This window comes from Thermogutta sp. (genome assembly GCF_039793925.1).
Lineage (GTDB): Bacteria > Planctomycetota > Planctomycetia > Pirellulales > Thermoguttaceae > Thermogutta.
Map to the genome: position 1 here is coordinate 58,435 of NZ_JBAMME010000289.1, position 18,152 is coordinate 76,586.

11 protein-coding genes are annotated in these 18,152 nt (G+C 57.5%); 7 read left to right on the top strand and 4 right to left on the bottom strand.

What is annotated here, in order from left to right; translation table 11 throughout:
* Positions 1-24 precede the first annotated feature (24 nt).
* Positions 25-657, bottom strand: coding sequence for a TetR/AcrR family transcriptional regulator (locus ABJK56_RS14840; RefSeq protein ID WP_347245449.1), 633 nt, complete (start codon positions 655-657; stop codon positions 25-27).
* A 583-nt stretch (positions 658-1,240) separates the two neighbouring features.
* Here ABJK56_RS14840 and ABJK56_RS14845 point away from each other — a divergent pair.
* The gene (locus ABJK56_RS14845) at positions 1,241-3,025 is read left to right on the top strand and encodes an efflux transporter outer membrane subunit (RefSeq protein WP_347245450.1); all 1,785 of its coding nucleotides are present in this window, start codon (positions 1,241-1,243) and stop codon (positions 3,023-3,025) included.
* 10 nt (positions 3,026-3,035) lie between these two features.
* Here ABJK56_RS14845 and ABJK56_RS14850 read toward each other — a convergent pair whose 3' ends face one another.
* Positions 3,036-5,141: a glycoside hydrolase gene (locus ABJK56_RS14850; protein ID WP_347245451.1), complete on the bottom strand. Its 2,106-nt coding sequence runs from the start codon at positions 5,139-5,141 to the stop codon at positions 3,036-3,038.
* A gap of 662 nt (positions 5,142-5,803) precedes the next feature.
* Between ABJK56_RS14850 and ABJK56_RS14855 the strand changes: the two genes are divergently transcribed.
* Positions 5,804-7,225, top strand: a complete 1,422-nt coding sequence (locus tag ABJK56_RS14855) for a hypothetical protein (protein ID WP_347245452.1) — start codon at positions 5,804-5,806, stop codon at positions 7,223-7,225.
* Positions 7,226-7,294: 69 nt separating this feature from the next.
* Here ABJK56_RS14855 and ABJK56_RS14860 read toward each other — a convergent pair whose 3' ends face one another.
* A complete protein-coding gene (locus tag ABJK56_RS14860; RefSeq protein WP_347245453.1) occupies positions 7,295-8,236 on the bottom strand; it encodes an SDR family oxidoreductase in 942 nt (313 codons plus the stop codon).
* A gap of 500 nt (positions 8,237-8,736) precedes the next feature.
* Here ABJK56_RS14860 and alaS point away from each other — a divergent pair, with 500 nt between their 5' ends.
* From alaS to ABJK56_RS14885, 5 genes are all read left to right on the top strand, one after another.
* Complete coding sequence (gene alaS / locus ABJK56_RS14865; protein WP_347245454.1) at positions 8,737-11,361, top strand: alanine--tRNA ligase; 2,625 nt, start codon at positions 8,737-8,739, stop codon at positions 11,359-11,361.
* A gap of 169 nt (positions 11,362-11,530) precedes the next feature.
* Positions 11,531-12,730 carry a hypothetical protein gene (locus ABJK56_RS14870; protein ID WP_347245455.1) on the top strand — a complete coding sequence of 400 codons (1,200 nt, stop codon included), beginning with the start codon at positions 11,531-11,533 and terminating at the stop codon, positions 12,728-12,730.
* A 13-nt stretch (positions 12,731-12,743) separates the two neighbouring features.
* Positions 12,744-13,880 carry an ABC transporter permease gene (locus ABJK56_RS14875; protein WP_347245456.1) on the top strand — a complete coding sequence of 379 codons (1,137 nt, stop codon included), beginning with the start codon at positions 12,744-12,746 and terminating at the stop codon, positions 13,878-13,880.
* Positions 13,881-13,986: 106 nt separating this feature from the next.
* On the top strand, positions 13,987-14,919 hold the full coding sequence (locus ABJK56_RS14880; protein WP_347245457.1) for a rhomboid family intramembrane serine protease: 933 nt from the start codon (positions 13,987-13,989) through the stop codon (positions 14,917-14,919).
* A gap of 162 nt (positions 14,920-15,081) precedes the next feature.
* A complete protein-coding gene (locus ABJK56_RS14885) occupies positions 15,082-16,086 on the top strand; it encodes a DUF1559 domain-containing protein (RefSeq protein WP_347245458.1) in 1,005 nt (334 codons plus the stop codon).
* Positions 16,087-16,170: 84 nt separating this feature from the next.
* On the opposite strand, the gene ABJK56_RS14890 is transcribed toward ABJK56_RS14885, so the two are convergent.
* Positions 16,171-18,027, bottom strand: coding sequence for a hypothetical protein (locus ABJK56_RS14890; protein ID WP_347245459.1), 1,857 nt, complete (start codon positions 18,025-18,027; stop codon positions 16,171-16,173).
* Positions 18,028-18,152: the final 125 nt, after the last annotated feature.

Genomic DNA, 18,152 nt, shown 5'->3' on the forward strand with positions numbered 1-18,152 from the left:
GACACCCGCCCAGCCGAGACTCCATCAGCCCGGTGGAACAATTTGACCACCCCTCGAGCCAATACCGTGCACGAAAACGTCCAAGAGCCGCTGGACGCTCTCATCAATGGGGCGAATTTCCCCTGTTTCGAGCTGGCGTTCAATCACGAATTGCAGGGCCCCGATGATCATCTCCGCCACAATCACCGGGTCGATCGATCGAAAAACGCCCTCTTCCATGCCCTGTTGAACGATCGTCCGAAAGCGCTCGATGGCCAGGCCTCGCTTGGCCCTTTGCGACGTAAAGCAAAGTTCTCGGACGGCTGGATCACGGAACAGAAAGTCGAACAAAGATCGATGTTGCGAGAAATACTCCAGCCACATGCGGACCATGGCCTCGAGTTTTTCCAGAGCGGGAGAGGCTTTCTGAACGATCTCTTCTCCCGCCTGAATGGCCGGCTCGATGAATTGCTCGAAAACGTGAGTCACAAGCTCTTGTTTGTTGCGGAAATAGTGATAGATGCTCCCCTTGGCCACACCTGCGACTTCGGCCACGCGGTCCATGGTGAGTCCTTCATAGCCGTGCTGCTTGAGCACCTCCAGCGCGGCCTGGCTGATCCCGTCTTTCATGACGGAGATGGCGAGTTCACGACACTTTTCAGACAGGCTTGGTGGCATGAATCCCTCTCCAGTGGCGAATCTTTTCTACAGCGCAAAGACGCGAGGAAAATTTCCCAAGGCACTCCAAATTCCCGCGGATACTAGCGTCGCCGGTCTTTAGCGCGCCGGGATCACCGGCCGAGCCCGCAATCCGTCTACAGGTCTCTTCGGTGGTTCACCGCAAATGATCGTTCTTAGACTGATACGACAGAAGTTTAACTAGAGTTCATGTATCTAAACCAATCGTAGATTCCATTGACCGATCAGTCAACATCATAACTTGTCAGTTTATTCCTAACCGCGCTTCGTGATTTTTCCGAAGTTAACTAAAGCAACACCGCTGACGAAGTTTTTGGCCTTGATAACGATTCGGGCTGTGCCGAGGAAACTCCACAGGAAATGTTAAGTACGCGGCTTTTTTAGCTAGCTTGCCAGGGGGATTTCTATGGGGAACACGCAACCCAGAAAACTAAAATCAGCAGGATACCGAAGCTGGAGACCCGCCAACTCAGCCAGGAGCAAAGGACTACGATCTGGGATTCCGGTCTTCATCGCTATTGCTACCTTGCTATTGATTGCGGGAGGTGGCTGTTCCACCAGTTTGAGGGATTGGTGGCATAAAGGCTTCAAGGTCGGGCCCGACTATTGCCCTCCCTCGGCGGAGGTTGGCGAAGCGTGGATCGACAGCAACGACCCGTCGGTGAAAGCAACGGGTGACGTCGACTATGCCCATTGGTGGACGGTATTTAACGATCCCGTTCTTAACGAGCTCGTTTACACCGCATATCAGGAAAACTTGCCATTAAAAATTGCCGCGTGGCGGATCATGGAGGCCCGATACCAACTGGGCGTAGCACGAGGCTATCTCCTGCCGCAAGAACAGCAGGCGATCGGCTCCTTTATGCGGACCCAGATGAGCCATGAAGCGTTCCCTGTGTCAAAGTTTTCCCAGATCCCTGGTTTTAAGATGGCTTATGACGATTGGCTGGGCGGTTTGACGGCTTCATGGGAACTGGACTTTTGGGGACGCTATCGGCGGATGATCGAGGCTGCGGAGGCCAATGTGCAGGCGCAGGAGGAAGACTACAACGCAGCGCTCGTTCTATTGCAGGCCGAGGTAGCTTCCACGTATATTCAGCTCCGGGAACTGGATGAGCGTCTCGATCTTGCGCGAAAGAACGTAGCCCTTCAGCGGGACACGTTGGCCATCGCCAGGGCGCGATTCGAGCAGGGAATCGTGAGCCAGCTTGACGTGCATCAGGCCCAGGCAATCCTCTCAAACACTGAGTCCATGATTCCCATGTTGGAGTCGATGCGGCGGGTGGCAGAGAACCGACTGTGCACTCTGCTCGGACAGCCCCCGCAGGACCTGGACCCAATTCTGGGCGCCCAAGGAAAAATTCCCACAGTTCCGCCTGATGTGGTCGTCGGCATTCCTGCTGATCTGCTCCGCCGCCGTCCGGATGTGCGACGCGCTGAACGGCTCGCGGCCGCCCAGTGCGCAAAAATTGGCGTGGCTGAGGCCGAATTCTATCCCCACATTGCCATCACCGGCCAACTGGCCTGGCAGGCAGAGAACTTCAGTGATCTGTTCGGTTCAAGTGCCTTCACGGGCATGATTGGTCCGGGCTTTCGGTGGAACATTCTCAACTATGGCCGCATTCGTAACAACGTGCTCATGGAAGACGCCCGATTCCGGCAGGCAATTCTGGGTTACCAGGAAACGGTGCTGCGTGCGGCCGAGGAAGCGGAAGATATGATCACAGCATTCCTCATGGAGCAGCGCCGGCTGCGGGCATTGGAGCAGGCCACCGAGGCCACCGCCCAGGCCTCCCAACTGGCCGTCGCGCAGTATCAACAGGGGCTCATCGACTTTCAGCGGGTAATCGACTCGCAGCGAGCACTGGTGCAGCAGCAGGACGCCCTGGCGGAGTCCCGAGGAAAAGTGGCTCTCAACCTCATTGCTGTGTACAAAGCGCTGGGCGGCGGTTGGGAGATGCGTCGGAACCCGACGGCCGGGGTTATTCTGACGCAGCTGCAAACGGTTCAGAAATCTCAAGGTGGCCAGGCGCAATCCCCGGCGCCGACCCCGGCTGAGGCCCCGCAGCCTGCTCCGCCGGCTTCTCCATTCAAACGAGAGCCGGAAAAATCGCAGTCACTCCCGCCAGCCGCACCGCCCCAACCGGCGCTGGATGGGCAGGAGCAACAGACACCTCCGGCCCCCATGCCCGAATCGCCGATGGCGCCGCCTGCCCAGGAGTTGCCTCAGGCTCCCGCCAATCTGCCGCCGGCACCGAGTCCTTCGGAATCATCCTCGCGACAAAACCCGTCGCTACCGGTTTTGCCAGCCCAAGGGGAAGTCGGGGAAATTGGCATCTCGGGTTAACAAGGGGAAATCATTCTTCCTCGCGGTGTTCGTAATCCGCGGTGCGAATAGTGGTGACGATCCGACCATTCTCCAGCCCCCGGATCTGTTCGATTCGGGGGCCTTTCACATAGAACCCGTTCTGCGGAAGAAGGTACTTGTTGCCGCCATCCACCGCAAGCTCATAAGGCTCGCTGCCGAAATTGACTATCACAACCGTGCCATCGGAGAAGGTTGTTCGCTGAACATCGCGGTTTTCGGTAACGAATTCGTGATTAAGCATTTCGGTGCCCGCGATGACCTCATGGAGAATACACGTATTGCGGTAGGTCCGCAGGAAGACATCCCGGTGATTCAGCCATGAACCGCGACGCCGATCCGCCCACAGAAGCGGAATGGTCCCATACAAAACGTTAAAGGCATCTTTTTTGGGCGTAATTTCTGGAGCCGCCTGGAGGAGAAAATCGCTCGAATCGCCCCAATACCATGTCGTCACGACGCAATCGTGAAACACGAGTTCCCAAAGTGGTGCGCGTTCGCGGTGTCCGATGCCCCAGCGTTCGTATTCACTCCACGGTGGAAGCTTATCGCCCCAGGGGCTGGTAAACGCTTCGTCCTTGCTCTTCGGGGGAATCAAATGCCCGGCCGGCCAGGAGAAGTAAGCATTGCAGCTCATCATCCCCTCGAAGTAGTCCACATAGGGTACCGCCCACCAGATGCCGTGTTCGCCACCCACCACGAGTTTGAGCGAGCGGACATAATGGAGCAGATCCACACCGCATTGCCGCTTCTGTGCTCGTGTGAGAAGGTGAGCGGGGTCGTAGCACTCATAGAGGTCCTCAGCGGTGGTCACATCAATGAATCGCCCCAGAAAAGGATACTCCGCAAGGATCTTGGGGATATCCCGCTGCGCTGTGCGCACCCAAAGGGCGGGGCATCGCTTCATGAACTGGGTTTTCTTATCGAATGTCAGCCAGGCCTTCATTCTCTCGCCATTGGCCTGAAGAACCACATTTTGAGGGACGAAATCGTGGGAACGGTCGATCTTGTCTTCGCTGTCCACGGGAAGGACGTCCGTGTAATTGTCGTATTCGCTGGTGATGTAACCCAGTTCATTCACCTGCCGCATTTGGTCGGGCGGCATGCGACCCTGCACGAGAAGCCGCCTGATTCCCGCTTGCCTGGCCTCTTGGGCAAACTGCAAATTGGCGTTGCCCCACACGTCGGGAGCGCCGAACAGCCGCTTTAGTTCCGGGTTTGCTTTCACTTTTTCAGAGAATGGGACGATCAAACCCAATTCCTGCGCGTACGCGCGATAGCGCTTGGCCAGGGCCACGTACCCACCTTTGTCCACGAAATGCCAGATCAGCTTCCGGGGATAACTGAACTTGCCCATACTGGGCGACCAGCCGATGCTCGGCACCCACGCAAACTGATCGCCTTTTTGAACTTTGCGAAGTTCGACGTATCCATCATCACTGGTTTCCACCAGGATCATGTAACCGACGCCCGTTGGAAGATCACAAACGCCCACCCAGGGCATATCCAACCGCGACGTGTTGAACCACCGCCGGGGCAGTTGCTCTTCCGTCACGGGATAAAGGTGTCCATTGCAGTAATCCGCGATGGCGATGACCCCATGCTCACTTCTGTAGAAAAGAGGTGTCCAGAATCGCTGGTTGGAAAATGCAACTTCGCGGTCGGGCATATCCACCGTCATGAAAAGATCGGCGGAATCCGCTGGCAGCCGAAGGGTTACCGTTCCCGAATAGGGCTTGTTGTCTCTCCAGAAGAGGGTCGTTTCGCAGGAAATCGCATCGTTTTCCACCTTTTGAACATTTCTCAGCACCTCGCGCCGCTTGGGCTCTTCGACCACTGAGCTCCATTTGTGGCCGACCCGTTTGTCGAGAACTTCCCACGCGCCCGATTGCGGTTCGAGAACCACCTTCAGAAACGCGTTTTCCAGCACCCAGGCGTTTCCGTCCTGACCCACGTGGGTAGCTGGCCCCTGCCGACCAGTTTCTCCGTTTTCGACTCCGACTGCGGACAGTGCGCGGCCCCAGGCGACTGCTAAGAGCAGGCCCCACATCATACACAACCAAGCGCGTTGCATGTAGCGACGATAACGGTGAGCCATGCGACACCTCCAGAGAACCATGACAGTTTCTTGTTCCTGTACGACAATCGGGCACAGGGCAGCCAGCCTCCGTTCCTCGGCACCAGGCAGGTCATCATGAGGCTTGATTCGGTACTACAGGGACACCTACCGCTGCGCCCAACCTGGCCGGACTTCCCGGGCAGCACGCAGCAGGCTTTGCGGTGTCCAGGGGGTCAATTCAGGAACGGCAGCCTGTCCGCCGGAGCACGTCACGCGAAATGTCAGTGTTCGTTTTTCTCCCGCCGCCAGGTCCGATGGAAACCGAAGCCCCGCGGCCAATGCGAGCTATGGTAGTCCTTCCCAGGCCGACCGAAGCCCGGTCCCCAGCGGCGCCATAGCTGACAGCCACGCCACCAGGGGTTATAATTGAGAGAGGAGCGATAATCAATAACAGGGAAAGCCTCGTCAAAAGAGATGAAAAAGCGACTCGTCGCACAAGCCGAACTCTTCCGGCGCGGCTTTTGATTGACACATTATACCGGGCTGTTTAGAATCGACGTAGGCTTGCATTACCCAAATTGCCAAGGTTTCCAGGCCCACTTTTTCGGGGTCGCGGTTGGAACGCCGGTGGGCATCGGCCGGGCGCGAAATCCTGAGCGAGGCACTCCCTAACATCCAGGACGTCGAGGAGTAAGCTTGTCATGGCACGTGAGAACCAAGGGCTGCAAATCGCCTTGATCACGTTCGTCATTTTGACGCTCTTGCTGGCCGTTTTCACCTATCTGTTTTTCCGCCAGTATGACGAACAATACCGGAAGGCCCAGGCAGCTTTGGAGGAGGCCGCCAAAGCTAATGATGCAGCGCGTTCGGCTCAAACCGACCTCAATACGCTGAAGACCATCCTTGGTTTCAGCACCACCGACCCGATGGACAAAATCACCCAGACGGCCAAGCAGGAACTGGAAACCTACGGTGCGGATCTCGATCCTTCCCAGCAAAACTATCGCACCGTGCTGGATCACCTGTTCAAAACTCTCCAGGCCAAAAGTGCTACACTTGTGGCAACCGAGCAGAAACTTCGGGATGCCGAGGCTAAGATCGCTCAACTTGAGGCGAGCAAGGCTCCGTTGATTGCGCAGCAGAAAGATCGGGCCGATCAAGCGGAAGCCACTCTCACTCAGGAGCGTCAGAAATTCACGGCCGACCTCCAGGCGTCGTTCCAGGCTCGCGACGACCTCCAAAAGCGGGTCACCCAGGCCCAGCAGCAAGCCCAGGACGCTTTGGCCCAACTGGATGCCGCCAAGAAAGATTTTGATCGCCGCATCCGCACGGTTTCTGCGCTCTTGCAAGTGCGTACCAAGGAGCTGGAGGCCACCAAGAATCCACGTTTGGAAACACCTGATGGGCGCATTCAATGGGTGAATCAGCAACTGGGCACCGTGTGGATCAATCTGGGAGAAGCCGATGGGTTGTCGGTAGGAACGACGTTTGCGGTCTTTCCCGGAAATACACTGAATATTGCTGACGCAGAACGCAAAGGCGGCATCGAAGTGACGGCGATTCGGGGGCCGCACCTCGCCGAAGCCCGCATCATCGACGACAAAGTAAGCGATCCCATCATGCCGGGAGACGTGATCAGCACGCTCATCTGGTCTCCAGGAGATCGCCGGCGCTTCGCCATCACCAACTTCGTCGATATCGACGATGACGGGCGGAGCGATCAGGAGCTGCTCATCAGCATCATTCGGCAGAGCAACGGGGTGGTGGATGCCTGGCTCGACGACGAAGGAAATCTTCACGGTCAGATCACGGCCGACACCGACTATATTGTGGTGGGGACCGAGCCACCGGAGGGAACCAATGTCGCTGTGATCCAGGCCCGGTCCGATATGCTCAAACGGGCTGATGAAATGGCGGTTCAACGGATCTCGGTCCGGGAATTGCTCCGACGTATCGGCTACAAGCGGGAGACGCACGTGGTGCGATTCGGACCGGGAGCCAATCCGGCTGATTTTCGAGCCAAGCCCAAGGAGGGTGAAGTCATTCGGCAGTCCACCGGAGCCGTCAGCGAAATCTTCCAGCCGCGACAACCGCCCCGGGCCAAGGCGGGCACGGCGTTCTGACCAACGCTCTTGAACCCACGGACCGCTCCGGGCCGTTGCCCCCGGCAGTGGTATTCGCCTGCGATCCCACTATTGGCAGATTTGCCGATAGTATTCCACCGAGCGGCGGAGGCCCTCCCGAAAGTCTACTCGTGGCTCGTATCCCAGCAGACGGCGGGCCAGGGTGATATCGGCCATGCTCTCGCGAATATCTCCCGGTCTGGGCGGGGCGAACTCCGGCTCCACCTGGGTTCCCAAGACTTCATTGAGAGCAGCTATCAACTCCAGAAGCGTGATGCTCTTGCCGTTGGCGGCATTAAAGACACGTCCCTCCACTCCCGGCTTTTCGGCCGCCAAAAGGTTGGCATCCACCACGTTCTCCACGTACGTAAAATCGCGCGACTGATGCCCATCGCCAAAAATGACCGGGCGACGTCCCCGAAGAATCGCCGTGATGAACAGCGGAATAACCGCGGAATAGGGGCTGTTCGGATCCTGCCGTGGGCCAAACACGTTGAAATACCGAATAACCACGGTGGGTAATCCATATGTGGCGTAAAATGCCCGACAGTAGTACTCACCGGCCAGCTTAGCGGCACCGTAGGGAGAGATGGGATCGGGAAGATCCGTCTCCCGTTTGGCACTGAATGGCTGGTCGCCGTAGGCACTGCTTGAGCCGGCGTAGACAAAGCGACGGATGCGACCGGATTTCCGGGCGGCATCCAGGAGCGTCACCGTTCCCGTGACACACGCCGCATGAGTGTCGAGGGGATATTCCACACTCCGTGGAACGCTGGCCAAGGCCGCCTGATGGAAGACGTACTCTACTCCCTCCATGACTCTTGCCACCAGGGCGGTGTCGCAAATATCTCCCTCTACAAAATCGATACTGTCCTTAACATTGGCAAGATTGGCAAGATTGCCTGTGCTCAGATTGTCCAGGACCCGCACCCTGTGCCCCCGTTGAACAAGCGCTTCCACCAGGTGTGATCCGATAAAACCCGCTCCTCCGGTGACGAGTGTCGTCGGCATTGTTTCCCTTTCCCAGATTAACCCAAAACTCGGTAAAGTCGTGAATTGGCGAGAGATTCACCGTTTCGAATTGGCAGCCCAAAATATCATGTCAGGAAAGCTCCAGATAAACTCAGGACTATGCTTTGCCTGTTCCGCGGAGCCACTCCCGCTATCACAATGTAGCACGCAACGATTGGCAACGGGTTTGCCAAGAAGGAACACTTTTCACGAATTTTTCGTCCGAATCAGGTCTCCTGTTTTTTCCCAGCTACCGGTCGAAATCGGCAAGCGCGGGTGCGGGCAGAGCAGGGAAGGAGGCAGGCAACAGGCGGTGATCGCCTGGTTGGCCTACGAACTTTTCTCAACCGGCGGTATCATACCAGTTTGAGGCACCACGAGCCGCTCCAATGCAATTGTGTTCAAGGAAACCGGGCTCCGTCTGGCGCGGAATGCCGATGCTACCTGGGTTAACGTAACAACCATACTTTGCGCATCCGTTGAAGGATACCGTTCTACCCATGAAGGCCGACGAACTTCGCGAAAAATTCTTGACGTTCTTTGAAACGAAGGGGTGTGTCCGCCGTCCGAGCGACGTCCTCGTGCCCCGCTGGGACCCGTCCGTCCTTTTCACACCGGCCGGGATGAATCAGTTCAAGGACCACTTCCTTGGGCGATGCAAGCTGGAATTCACACGGGCCACCACGTGCCAGAAATGCTTGCGGACGGGCGACATCGAGAACGTCGGCCGAACGCCGTACCATCACACCTTCTTCGAAATGCTGGGGAATTTTTCGTTTGGCGATTACTTCAAACGGGAGGCCATCCTGTGGGCGTGGGAGTTCCTCACCGACAAAAAATGGCTGGGGCTCGATCCGGAAAAAATATCGGCCACCGTGTACCTGGATGACGACGAGGCCGCCGAAATCTGGATCAAAGAAGTGGGTCTTTCGCCTGATAAAGTCACCCGCATGGGGGAAGACGAGAATTTCTGGCCTGCCAATGCTCCCAGTCAGGGTCCCGATGGTGTTTGTGGGCCGTGCAGCGAAATCTATTACGAGACCCCCTGGGGTAAGGTCGAAATCTGGAATCTCGTGTTTACACAGTACAATCGGGTAGGCCCCCCGCCCAACAATCTTCGGCCTCTTCCCAGCAAGAACATCGACACGGGAATGGGTTTGGAACGAGCAGCAGCGGTCCTTCAGGGGGTGGAGTCTAACTTCCACATTGATATTATTCGCCCCATCGTGGAGGCGGCTGCCGACGCCTGCCATGTGAAGTACGATCCCTCTTCCGATTTTGGCCGGCGTCTGCGGCGGATCGCAGACCACATCCGGGCATGCACCTTCGCCATCCACGAGAACGTCATCCCCTCTCCGAACAAACAGGGATATGTCATCCGACGGCTGATCCGGCGAGCTGTCTTGGATGGCCACCGCATGGGTGTTCGCGAGCCCTTCTTTTACAAGCTCGTGCCAGTGGTGGCGGAAATGATGAAAAATCCCTACCCGGAACTCCAGGAAACAATCCCCCGGGTGCAGGCTGTGATCAAAGGGGAAGAGGAGAATTTTCTCGCGGTCCTGGAAACCGGCCTGGAACGCATCGACCGACTCTTTGAGGAAATGCGGCGGAACAACCGCGGTGTGGTATCTGGCGCCGAAGCAGCCGAGCTTTACCAGACCTATGGTTTTCCGCCGGAATTGCTGGAAGCCCTGGCTGCGGAGCACAATTATGCCTTCGACTGGGAAGGTTACCGTCGGGAAATGGAACGTCATGGCATCGAATCCGGAGCCGGGCAAAAAAAGGAGGTGTTTTACACGGGGCCTCTCGATTCCCTCAAAAAAGCCGGTCTGGAAAGCCGTTTTGTGGGTTACGAAACCACCGAGGTCCCCGATGCCAAGATCATCGGTCTGATTGCCGCCGGGCGACTCTGCGATGCAGTGGAAGAAAAGGACCATGGCCAGCCCATTGCTGTTATCCTCGATAAGACGCCATTTTACGGCGAGATGGGTGGCCAGGTCGGGGACCGCGGAGAACTCGTTGCCGAAGGGCTGTGGTTCGAGGTCATCGATACCAAGATGGAAAGCGGCTTTCCCGTGCACTACGGCCACTTGCGAGAGGGCCGGCTGGCGCTCGGCCACGTGGTTACGGCTCGGGTGGACGCCGCCCGTCGCCAGGGCATCCGGCGTGCCCATACGGCCACGCACCTGCTTCATTACGCGCTTCAAAAAGTGCTGGGGAAACACGCCCAGCAGCAGGGCTCCAAGGTGGACGATGATGTTCTTCGCTTCGACTTCGCCAATCCGACTGCCGTCAAGGCCGACGAACTGGAAGAAATCGAAGCCGAGGTTAATCGCCGTGTCCTGGAAGGGGCACCCGTCCAGATCGCGTATATGCCCCTCGCGGAGGCTCGCAAAACCGGAGCGATGATGCTCTTCGGCGAAAAGTATCCCGATGTTGTGCGGGTGGTTTCAGTGGGGGAATACAGTAAGGAATTGTGTGGAGGAACCCACCTGGATCATGCGGGCCAGATCGGCCTGTTCAAAATCATCAGCGAAGAAAGTGTGGCTGCGGGAACCCGCCGCATCACAGCCCTCACGGGATGGAAGGCGTACGAGTATGTGCGGGATGCGTCGCGGGTGATCGCGGAGGCCTCAGTCGCCCTCAATGTGCCACCCCAGGAAATCCCCACCCGAATTCAGAACATGCTCCAAGAAATTCGGCAACTCCGCAAACAGGTAGCGTTGGGCGGGCGGTCTCCCGGGGTAACGGCCGAGCAGCTCTGGAGTCAGGGAATCGACGTGGATGGCGTCCGCGTCATTGTGGGAGAGATTCCCGCGGCCGACCCCGATCTGATGCGTCAGCTTATCGACCAGCTCCGCCGGCGGGATGTGCCCACCGCAGTTCTGCTGGCCGCAAAACATCCAGAAGAAAAGAAGGTGGTCATGGTGGCGGGACTTTCCCGCGAATTGACCAACCGTGGCCTGGACGCCGTCAAATGGGTGCGGAGTGTGGCGGCGGTGGTGGGCGGCGGTGGCGGCGGGCGGCCAGACCTCGCCCAGGCCGGTGGCAAGGCCCCTGAAAAACTGCCCGAAGCCCTCGACCTCGCCAGACAGCAGGCTCTCAAAATGCTCCAAGAGGGTTAGCCCCCCATCTGGCTGACATGGCCACCAAAATTTAGTCGTGTAGTGGCACCGTTCCCCCGGCTGCGGTATGCTGGAAATTGACGGGATAAAGTGTCTGGTGGATAATCCAATGGGCCCGAGGTGCCAAGCAGACCTTTCATAAAAACTCTATTGGTGCGAGGACGTTATCATGGCTCGCCAGATTGTGTTGCGGGCAGTGCGGGGGAATATCGTGCGGCTCCTTTCGGCTGCGAGATTGTCCCGGTGGGGAACACTCATCCTTGTGTTGATTTTTGGCTTTTGGGGAGGATCTCAATCCAGTTGGGGCCAAGTTTTTCCGCCGGGCGTCGTTCCTCCTCGTGAAGGCGGGGGCTTCCAGCGGCCGGGAATGGTGCCTCAGCATCCCGGACCGATGCCGGGCAATCCTCTCGTCGGGCAGCGACCCGGGAGCCAACCTCAGCTACCGCGGTTGGAGGCCTCCGGTACCGTTGAGGAAGTCACCCCCATGGGGATGGTTATCGTCTCGCCGACCGGCCAAAAATGGCAACTTTTGTTCGATCGGGAGTGTAAACTCCAGCTCACCGGAAAGGCCTTGCCGGATGTACTTCGATCAGGAACCGTTATTTCTTTCACCGCCGAGATAGATAAGAAGACGGGTCAGGCAACGGAAAAAGTGAGTGCTCTGACAATTTGCACTCCCGATCAGCAACATATGCCCGGTGTATTTCCGGAGGGAACGATGGCAGCGATGGGGGAAGGTGCCGAACCGAACGCGGGTGCAGCAGGAGTGGGGGGATTCCCGGGCCAGGGATTCGGCTCCGGCCTAGCTCCCGAAGCCGGAGTCCCGCCCCAACAGCCAGGTCGATTGCATTCGCGTCGTCAGGTCGAGGCGGGCCCGCCCGTAGAGAGGTTTGAGGTATGCGGCCGCATCACAGGCATCACAAAAACAGGCAAAATCACCGTGGCGGCCCCAAACAACCATTTCCGTGCTCCCATCCAGTTTGAGCTCGCCGAAAATCCTGATATTTCATTGGAGCTTTCCGGCCGGGAGGCACTCGCCTTCATTCCAAAGGGCGCCAAAGTATCGGGTAAAGGCGTTCAAATCGGTCCCACAGCGGGTAGGATGTCGGAAATAACTGTGGAACTCGTCGAGCCGTTAACCCTGGCGGCCCCCAAGCGCGAACCGCGTAACGGAACTCATCGTGCAACGGAACGAACTCCTGAGCGTTTGCCGGGATCGCTTCCCGGTGGCGTCGGGACCGAGAAGCCTCATGCACGGACCGGAGCCCAGGAGAAACCGGGCTCGCCCGGCGGTGCCGAGAATCCACCATCTGAGCAGGAAGCCCCCAAAAAGGCCGCCGGCATCGATTTGCCTCCCCTCAATAATTGATGAGTTCTGAGGCATGTCTGCAAGTGCGACGGGAAAACCGCGGGAGGCGACGATTCCCCAGTCTCGTGCCCGGTCGCCTCGTTCTCTCACTGCCGAGGCCTGGAAGCGGCTGTGCAGCGATCGCTGGGCGGTGGTGTCCCTCTGGATTCTTGGCGGGATGTCATTTTTAGCTGTGGCTGCCCCCGCGTTACCGCTTTCACCGCCGCGTCTGGTGCGCACGGAGCGTCAATTTCAGCCCCCGCGCTTCTGGCCGCTCTTTGAATATGGCTTTCGATCCGCTACCGGCACGGAAACGTCGTCTTCCAGCTCAAGTCAACGACCATCCCGAGAAGTACTCCTCGAAGAAGGATTTGGACGGCTCGGTCCATTAAGTGGATTCCTCCTGCGAATACGGTGGTCCATCTTTGGCGAGTGGTGTCTGGCACCGGTTTGTGGGACGGATAAGCTGGGCCGTGATCTTTTTTCCAGAATCCTCTGGGGAGCCCGCGTGTCCCTGGCTGTGGGAATCGTGGCGACACTTGTTTCCCTGGTGATCGGAGTCACGTATGGAGCCATTGCGGGATTTGCGGGGGGTCGTGTTGATCGGCTGATGATGCGGTTGGTGGACATCCTTTATTCAGTGCCCTTCATTTTTGTGGTCATCTTTATCATTACAATCGTCAGTGCAGAGCCCGTACGGAATGTTCTGGAGAACCGCTGGGGGCTCAGCCGGATCATGATCTTCTTCCTCGTGGTGGGGGCTATCTACTGGCTGACGATGGCCCGGGTTGTCCGCGGCCAGGTCATTTCCCTCAGGCACGAACTTTATGTGGAAGCGGCTCGCGCGCTGGGGGCGAGTTGGTGGCGAATCCTCTTTCGGCATATTCTTCCCAATCTCATCAGCGTGGTCGTGGTTTATTTGACATTGACGATCCCACGGGTGATGTTGTTTGAGGCGTTCCTGTCGTTCCTCGGGCTCGGCGTGGAACCGCCCGATGTGTCCTGGGGGCTGCTGGCCAACGAAGGATTGCAGGCCATCACGCCGATCAAGATTTACTGGTGGCTGGTGGTATTCCCCGGTGTGGCATTGGCATTGACGCTGTTTGCACTCAATTTTCTGGGGGATAGCCTGCGGGACGCTCTTGATCCGCGGCTAAAGCATATCCGTTGACACCGCGAATTTTAGGGAGGAATGGGCTGGATACTCGCGATTCGCGGACGGTACAATACGTACGGGTTGCCAGCACCAATACCACTACCACGCACGAGATCCAAACATGGGGTTATACGACCGCGACTACATCACGAGAAGGACGCTCTCCGGGGGCGCCTGGTCCACCAGCCAGTACAGCATGGTGACCATTCTTATTGTGGTCAACGTGGTGGTGTATGTGCTGGATGCTTTCAGTAACTACCGGCTGAGTGAATTGACTGCCGCGCGAGTCGGCTCTCTCACACGTCCCTGGTTGTGGTGGCAGTTTCTGACTTACGGTTTCGCCCACGCCTCCAGCCCGCAGCACATCTTTTTCAACATGCTGACGCTGTGGTTTTTCGGGCGGGATATTGAATATCTTCTCGGCCGAAAAGAATTCCTCAGACTGTATCTTTTTCTGGTGATCGCCGGAGGCGTGGTGTGGGCAGCGGTGAATCAGCTTCAGGGTGCTCCCGCAGGGAGTTCGTTGATCGGGGCTTCCGGGGCGGTGGTGGGAATTTTCTTGTTGTTTTGCCTCCATTATCCGAGAAGGACGATTCTGCTATTCTTCTTTCTGCCGGTGCCGGCCTGGGTGGCAGGAGTGTTGCTCTTGGCCCCGGATATCATGTCGGCTATCCAAAGTAAAGAAAGCGAAATCGCCTATTCTGTGCATCTTACCGGCGCGGCCCTCGCTGCCCTTTATTACTATCAAAATTGGAACCTTGGGCTTCTCTGGGAGAGACTGGGCGGAGAAAGAATCTGGATCAGAATCAAGTACCTCTTTCAGCGGCGACCACGCCTTCGGGTCCATCGCGGCGAGTACGAGTACTTACGCGACATGGATGACGTGAGAGATCCTACCGATGCCGAAAAAGAGGAATGGGAGAAGCTTGAAGCGGAAGTGGAACGCATTCTGGACAAGATCAATAAATCGGGTACCGATAGCCTGACACGCGCGGAGCGACGAACCCTTGAACGGGCCAGTCAGCTTTACCGCCAGCGGCGGCGGGGTTCCTAAGCGACCCGCCGAGGGATGGGCGTCGGGCCGACCCACGGCCTCTTCAAGACGCCTCATCTCCCCAGTGTCGAAAAAAAGAAGCTTCGCGCTTGAAAATCGCACGGTCCCATGCGACAATGACATTGGGCAAGGGCTTGTCTGTTGGTCACGAGGAGATTGGTCATGTTGATGGTTCGCAGTCGGGCGCGAAAGGGTTTTACGCTTGTTGAGCTTCTGGTGGTCATAACCATCATTGGGATGCTTGTGGCCATGCTCATGCCGGCCGTTCAAATGGCCCGAGAAGCGGGGCGACGTTCGCAGTGCATGAACAATCAGAAGCAGCTTGCCACGGCTCTCCTCAATTACGAATCGGCACGGCGGCAATTTCCGGGCTGGGTGGAAACTCTCACTTTGGCAAATGGAGCAAAACTCGATGTCGCGTGGTTTGTCACGCTATTCCCTTACATCGAGCAGGGGCCGCTCTATCAGCAGTGGATGCAAGGCACTCTCAATGTGACCGCGCTGCCCTTTGCAGTCTGCCCCAGTAACCCCCTGGAGTCTTCGCCCATCGTGAACGGTACCCCGGGCCAGGCACCTCTGGAAGCCGCTATGGTCTACGTGGCTAACGCAGGGTGGCCGGGATCGATGCTCAACAACAATACCCAGGAAGGCCCAGCCGATGCGGTGTTCCTTGAACGCGGTCAGGTCTTGCTGGCTAACGGGGGACAGCTCAAGCAGATCAATCTGGATTACCTGAGCTCGCACGACGGTGCGTCCAACACACTTGCCATCTCAGAAAATATCAATGCTCGCGGCATTTGGGCATATTCCATTCCAGTCCCGCCAGGTAGCTTTCCCAGCAACAGCGCGTACGACCCTAGATGGGAATATGCCGTGGGCTTCAACTGGTTCGACAGCCCCGGAACCTGCCGGCGGATCAACGCCTGCCTGAATGGTGATTCCGGTGGGAACACTGATCCAATCGCCAATCCCGAGCTTGCCCGCGCGTCTAGCCGGCATCCCGGAGTGGTTAACGTCGCTTTCTGCGACGGCCACGTCATCACCCAGCGTGACAACGTTGACTGGCTCGTTCTCGCCCAACTCATGACGCCGGACAACTACAAGGCAGGAACGGCGGCCAACTGGCCTCAGCTTCGCGATAGTGTGTACGATTCCGGCAACAACTAGTGCGGGTGTGACCGCAAGACGCAGGCAACGGCTTTCACCACGTTTCTCAGTTGAACGAATTTTTCGTCCCTGACCCGAACCACTTCACTCCCGCTCGATGATCACGCTTATCGGGCGGGAGATTGTGTTTTTTGGTCGGCCCGGTCCTCCAATTCCAACCGCCTGGAGGCGAACCGGGCCCATCCCCAGCTTTCGACTGTCAATCTCAAAGTCAGCTTGTGCACCGATCTTCCTGGCCAGGACGCGGCCATTCTGCCGCACCACGACAGCAAGGGCTCCGGGACTCTCCACGTGCAGACGGACAGGCTCTCCCAATCTGACTTGAGGCGTGTGGAGCTTCACTGAGATCTGGCCACCAAAATTGTCGCTGGTAAGACCCACAACAAGCTCACCCCGGCTGGCAATGAGGCCTGTTTCCACGGCGACAACCCGCAGCTCGTGGTAGCCGTCGTCCCATGGTCTTGTGTCGAGGACGAACGCTTCATTTGCGCCACTCCGCCCGACGAGGCGTCCATCCACGAACCACTCGAAATGATCGACCTGGCCACCGCCGATCGGTTGCGGCAAACCTGGCCTGGGAAACTCGGCCGTAGGATGAAGCGTGAGCACACCCTGAACCATCTTTCCTTCTGGGAACTCTTGAAGTTCCACCACCGGGATGTTCGCCCACGGTCGGCAAAGAGGATCGCCCACGATCAGCAACTGATATGGCCCATAGACTGATTGATAAAAAGCTTCTGCCGTGGTGCACCCACGTGCATAATGGAGATGGATCGTCGGCAGAGGGAACTTTTCGGCGATTGCAAATGGTTCGATCACCGTTCCGCTGGCGGCTGCAGCACCGTAGCGCAGAAATTCGGTCAAAGGGGTTTGTCCCGCGGATTTTGCCATGACCCCACCAAGACTCGTCAGATGGTCGCAGATGGCACCGGGAAGGATGATGCTGCCTGAACGTGCCCAATCGAACTCAGCCGTCCCCATCATGACGCCCTGGCAGTCGGGTTTATTTTCGGGCATGATTCCATGAACGATTTCTGCCCGGACGTCGAGCTTCTGAAGAGCCTCCACAACCTCCGGATAGGCAGGGTCGCGGGTGCGGGAGCGAATATCGTCGTTTTGCACAAAATAGATTGTTCCTTGCGGAAAACTTCCGTCAGCAGCCGCACTGCGACGCAGATATTCGAAAATCTCTTCGAGTGTGTTCCCACGGGTGTCCTCGTCTGCTGCCACTGCCAGCACCATTGACAGCAAATACCGCTGCCCCTGCTTCGCAAGGTTGCCATGCTCGTCAAACTGTAGCCGGCTGTTGAAGCCCAGCGTGGGAAGCTCTTTCTGCTCAGGAATTGCCCGCCGCATGTATTGGTTGACCCGAAGGGACATGTAATAGTCTGGACGACGTGCCAGCACTCCAGCGTACAGGTAAGTCAGGCCGTTGAGGGACCCCCGAGGGGTGAGAACCCGCGGCCAGCGAGAACTCGCCGATTCTTCGGAGTTTTTCTCTCCGTCGGAAGGTCGGCCCGGTCGTGCAGGGGGAAGTAATTCCGGATGCTCCTCAGCAAATCGCTGAATGTCTTTTTGTAATTCGATCCCCCAGGGAAAGTCGGCCGAGTAGGCGACGCAGTCAATCCATTCGAGGAAACCTTGTCTCGTAAGATGCTCAACGATGGGAAGCAAAATCTTTTCGCGGAATCGGTCGACGTCGGTTACCTGTTCTTGAGGATCCCAGGGCAGGTAGAGGACGTTGGAATCGGGAATCCCACGGAGTGACTGGTAGAAGTTGGCAACCGCCAGGGAAGTCGGACTGTTGGGATTAACAACAAGGAGCACGTTTTCCGGGCCGCCTCCTCCCTGCGTGATCCGATTTCTTCCAAACAGCACAATCACCAGCAAGCAGGAAGCCACTAAACTGTTTTTCCAGGTTCTATACAAGACTGGTACCATGGCTCCGCTCCGCACAACGGTTATCGAGAGAACCTCCTCCCAGAGGACGTCAAGAACCGGGGCTGCTCAAATTCTTTTCCCACGCGCCCATCGGCTGATTCTCGGATCGGTTTTCGTTATACTCT

What these genes read in the sequence shown, in the direction of transcription:
- ABJK56_RS14870 (WP_347245455.1), top strand. Translation starts at nt 11,531, where the DNA reads ATGGCTCGCCAGATTGTGTTGCGGGCAGTGCGGGGGAATATCGTGCGG.
- ABJK56_RS14885 (WP_347245458.1), top strand. Translation starts at nt 15,082, where the DNA reads ATGTTGATGGTTCGCAGTCGGGCGCGAAAGGGTTTTACGCTTGTTGAG.
- ABJK56_RS14855 (WP_347245452.1), top strand. Translation starts at nt 5,804, where the DNA reads ATGGCACGTGAGAACCAAGGGCTGCAAATCGCCTTGATCACGTTCGTC.
- ABJK56_RS14850 (WP_347245451.1), bottom strand. Translation starts at nt 5,141, where the DNA reads ATGGCTCACCGTTATCGTCGCTACATGCAACGCGCTTGGTTGTGTATG.
- alaS (WP_347245454.1), top strand. Translation starts at nt 8,737, where the DNA reads ATGAAGGCCGACGAACTTCGCGAAAAATTCTTGACGTTCTTTGAAACG.
- ABJK56_RS14860 (WP_347245453.1), bottom strand. Translation starts at nt 8,236, where the DNA reads ATGCCGACGACACTCGTCACCGGAGGAGCGGGTTTTATCGGATCACAC.
- ABJK56_RS14875 (WP_347245456.1), top strand. Translation starts at nt 12,744, where the DNA reads ATGTCTGCAAGTGCGACGGGAAAACCGCGGGAGGCGACGATTCCCCAG.
- ABJK56_RS14890 (WP_347245459.1), bottom strand. Translation starts at nt 18,027, where the DNA reads ATGGTACCAGTCTTGTATAGAACCTGGAAAAACAGTTTAGTGGCTTCC.
- ABJK56_RS14880 (WP_347245457.1), top strand. Translation starts at nt 13,987, where the DNA reads ATGGGGTTATACGACCGCGACTACATCACGAGAAGGACGCTCTCCGGG.
- ABJK56_RS14840 (WP_347245449.1), bottom strand. Translation starts at nt 657, where the DNA reads ATGCCACCAAGCCTGTCTGAAAAGTGTCGTGAACTCGCCATCTCCGTC.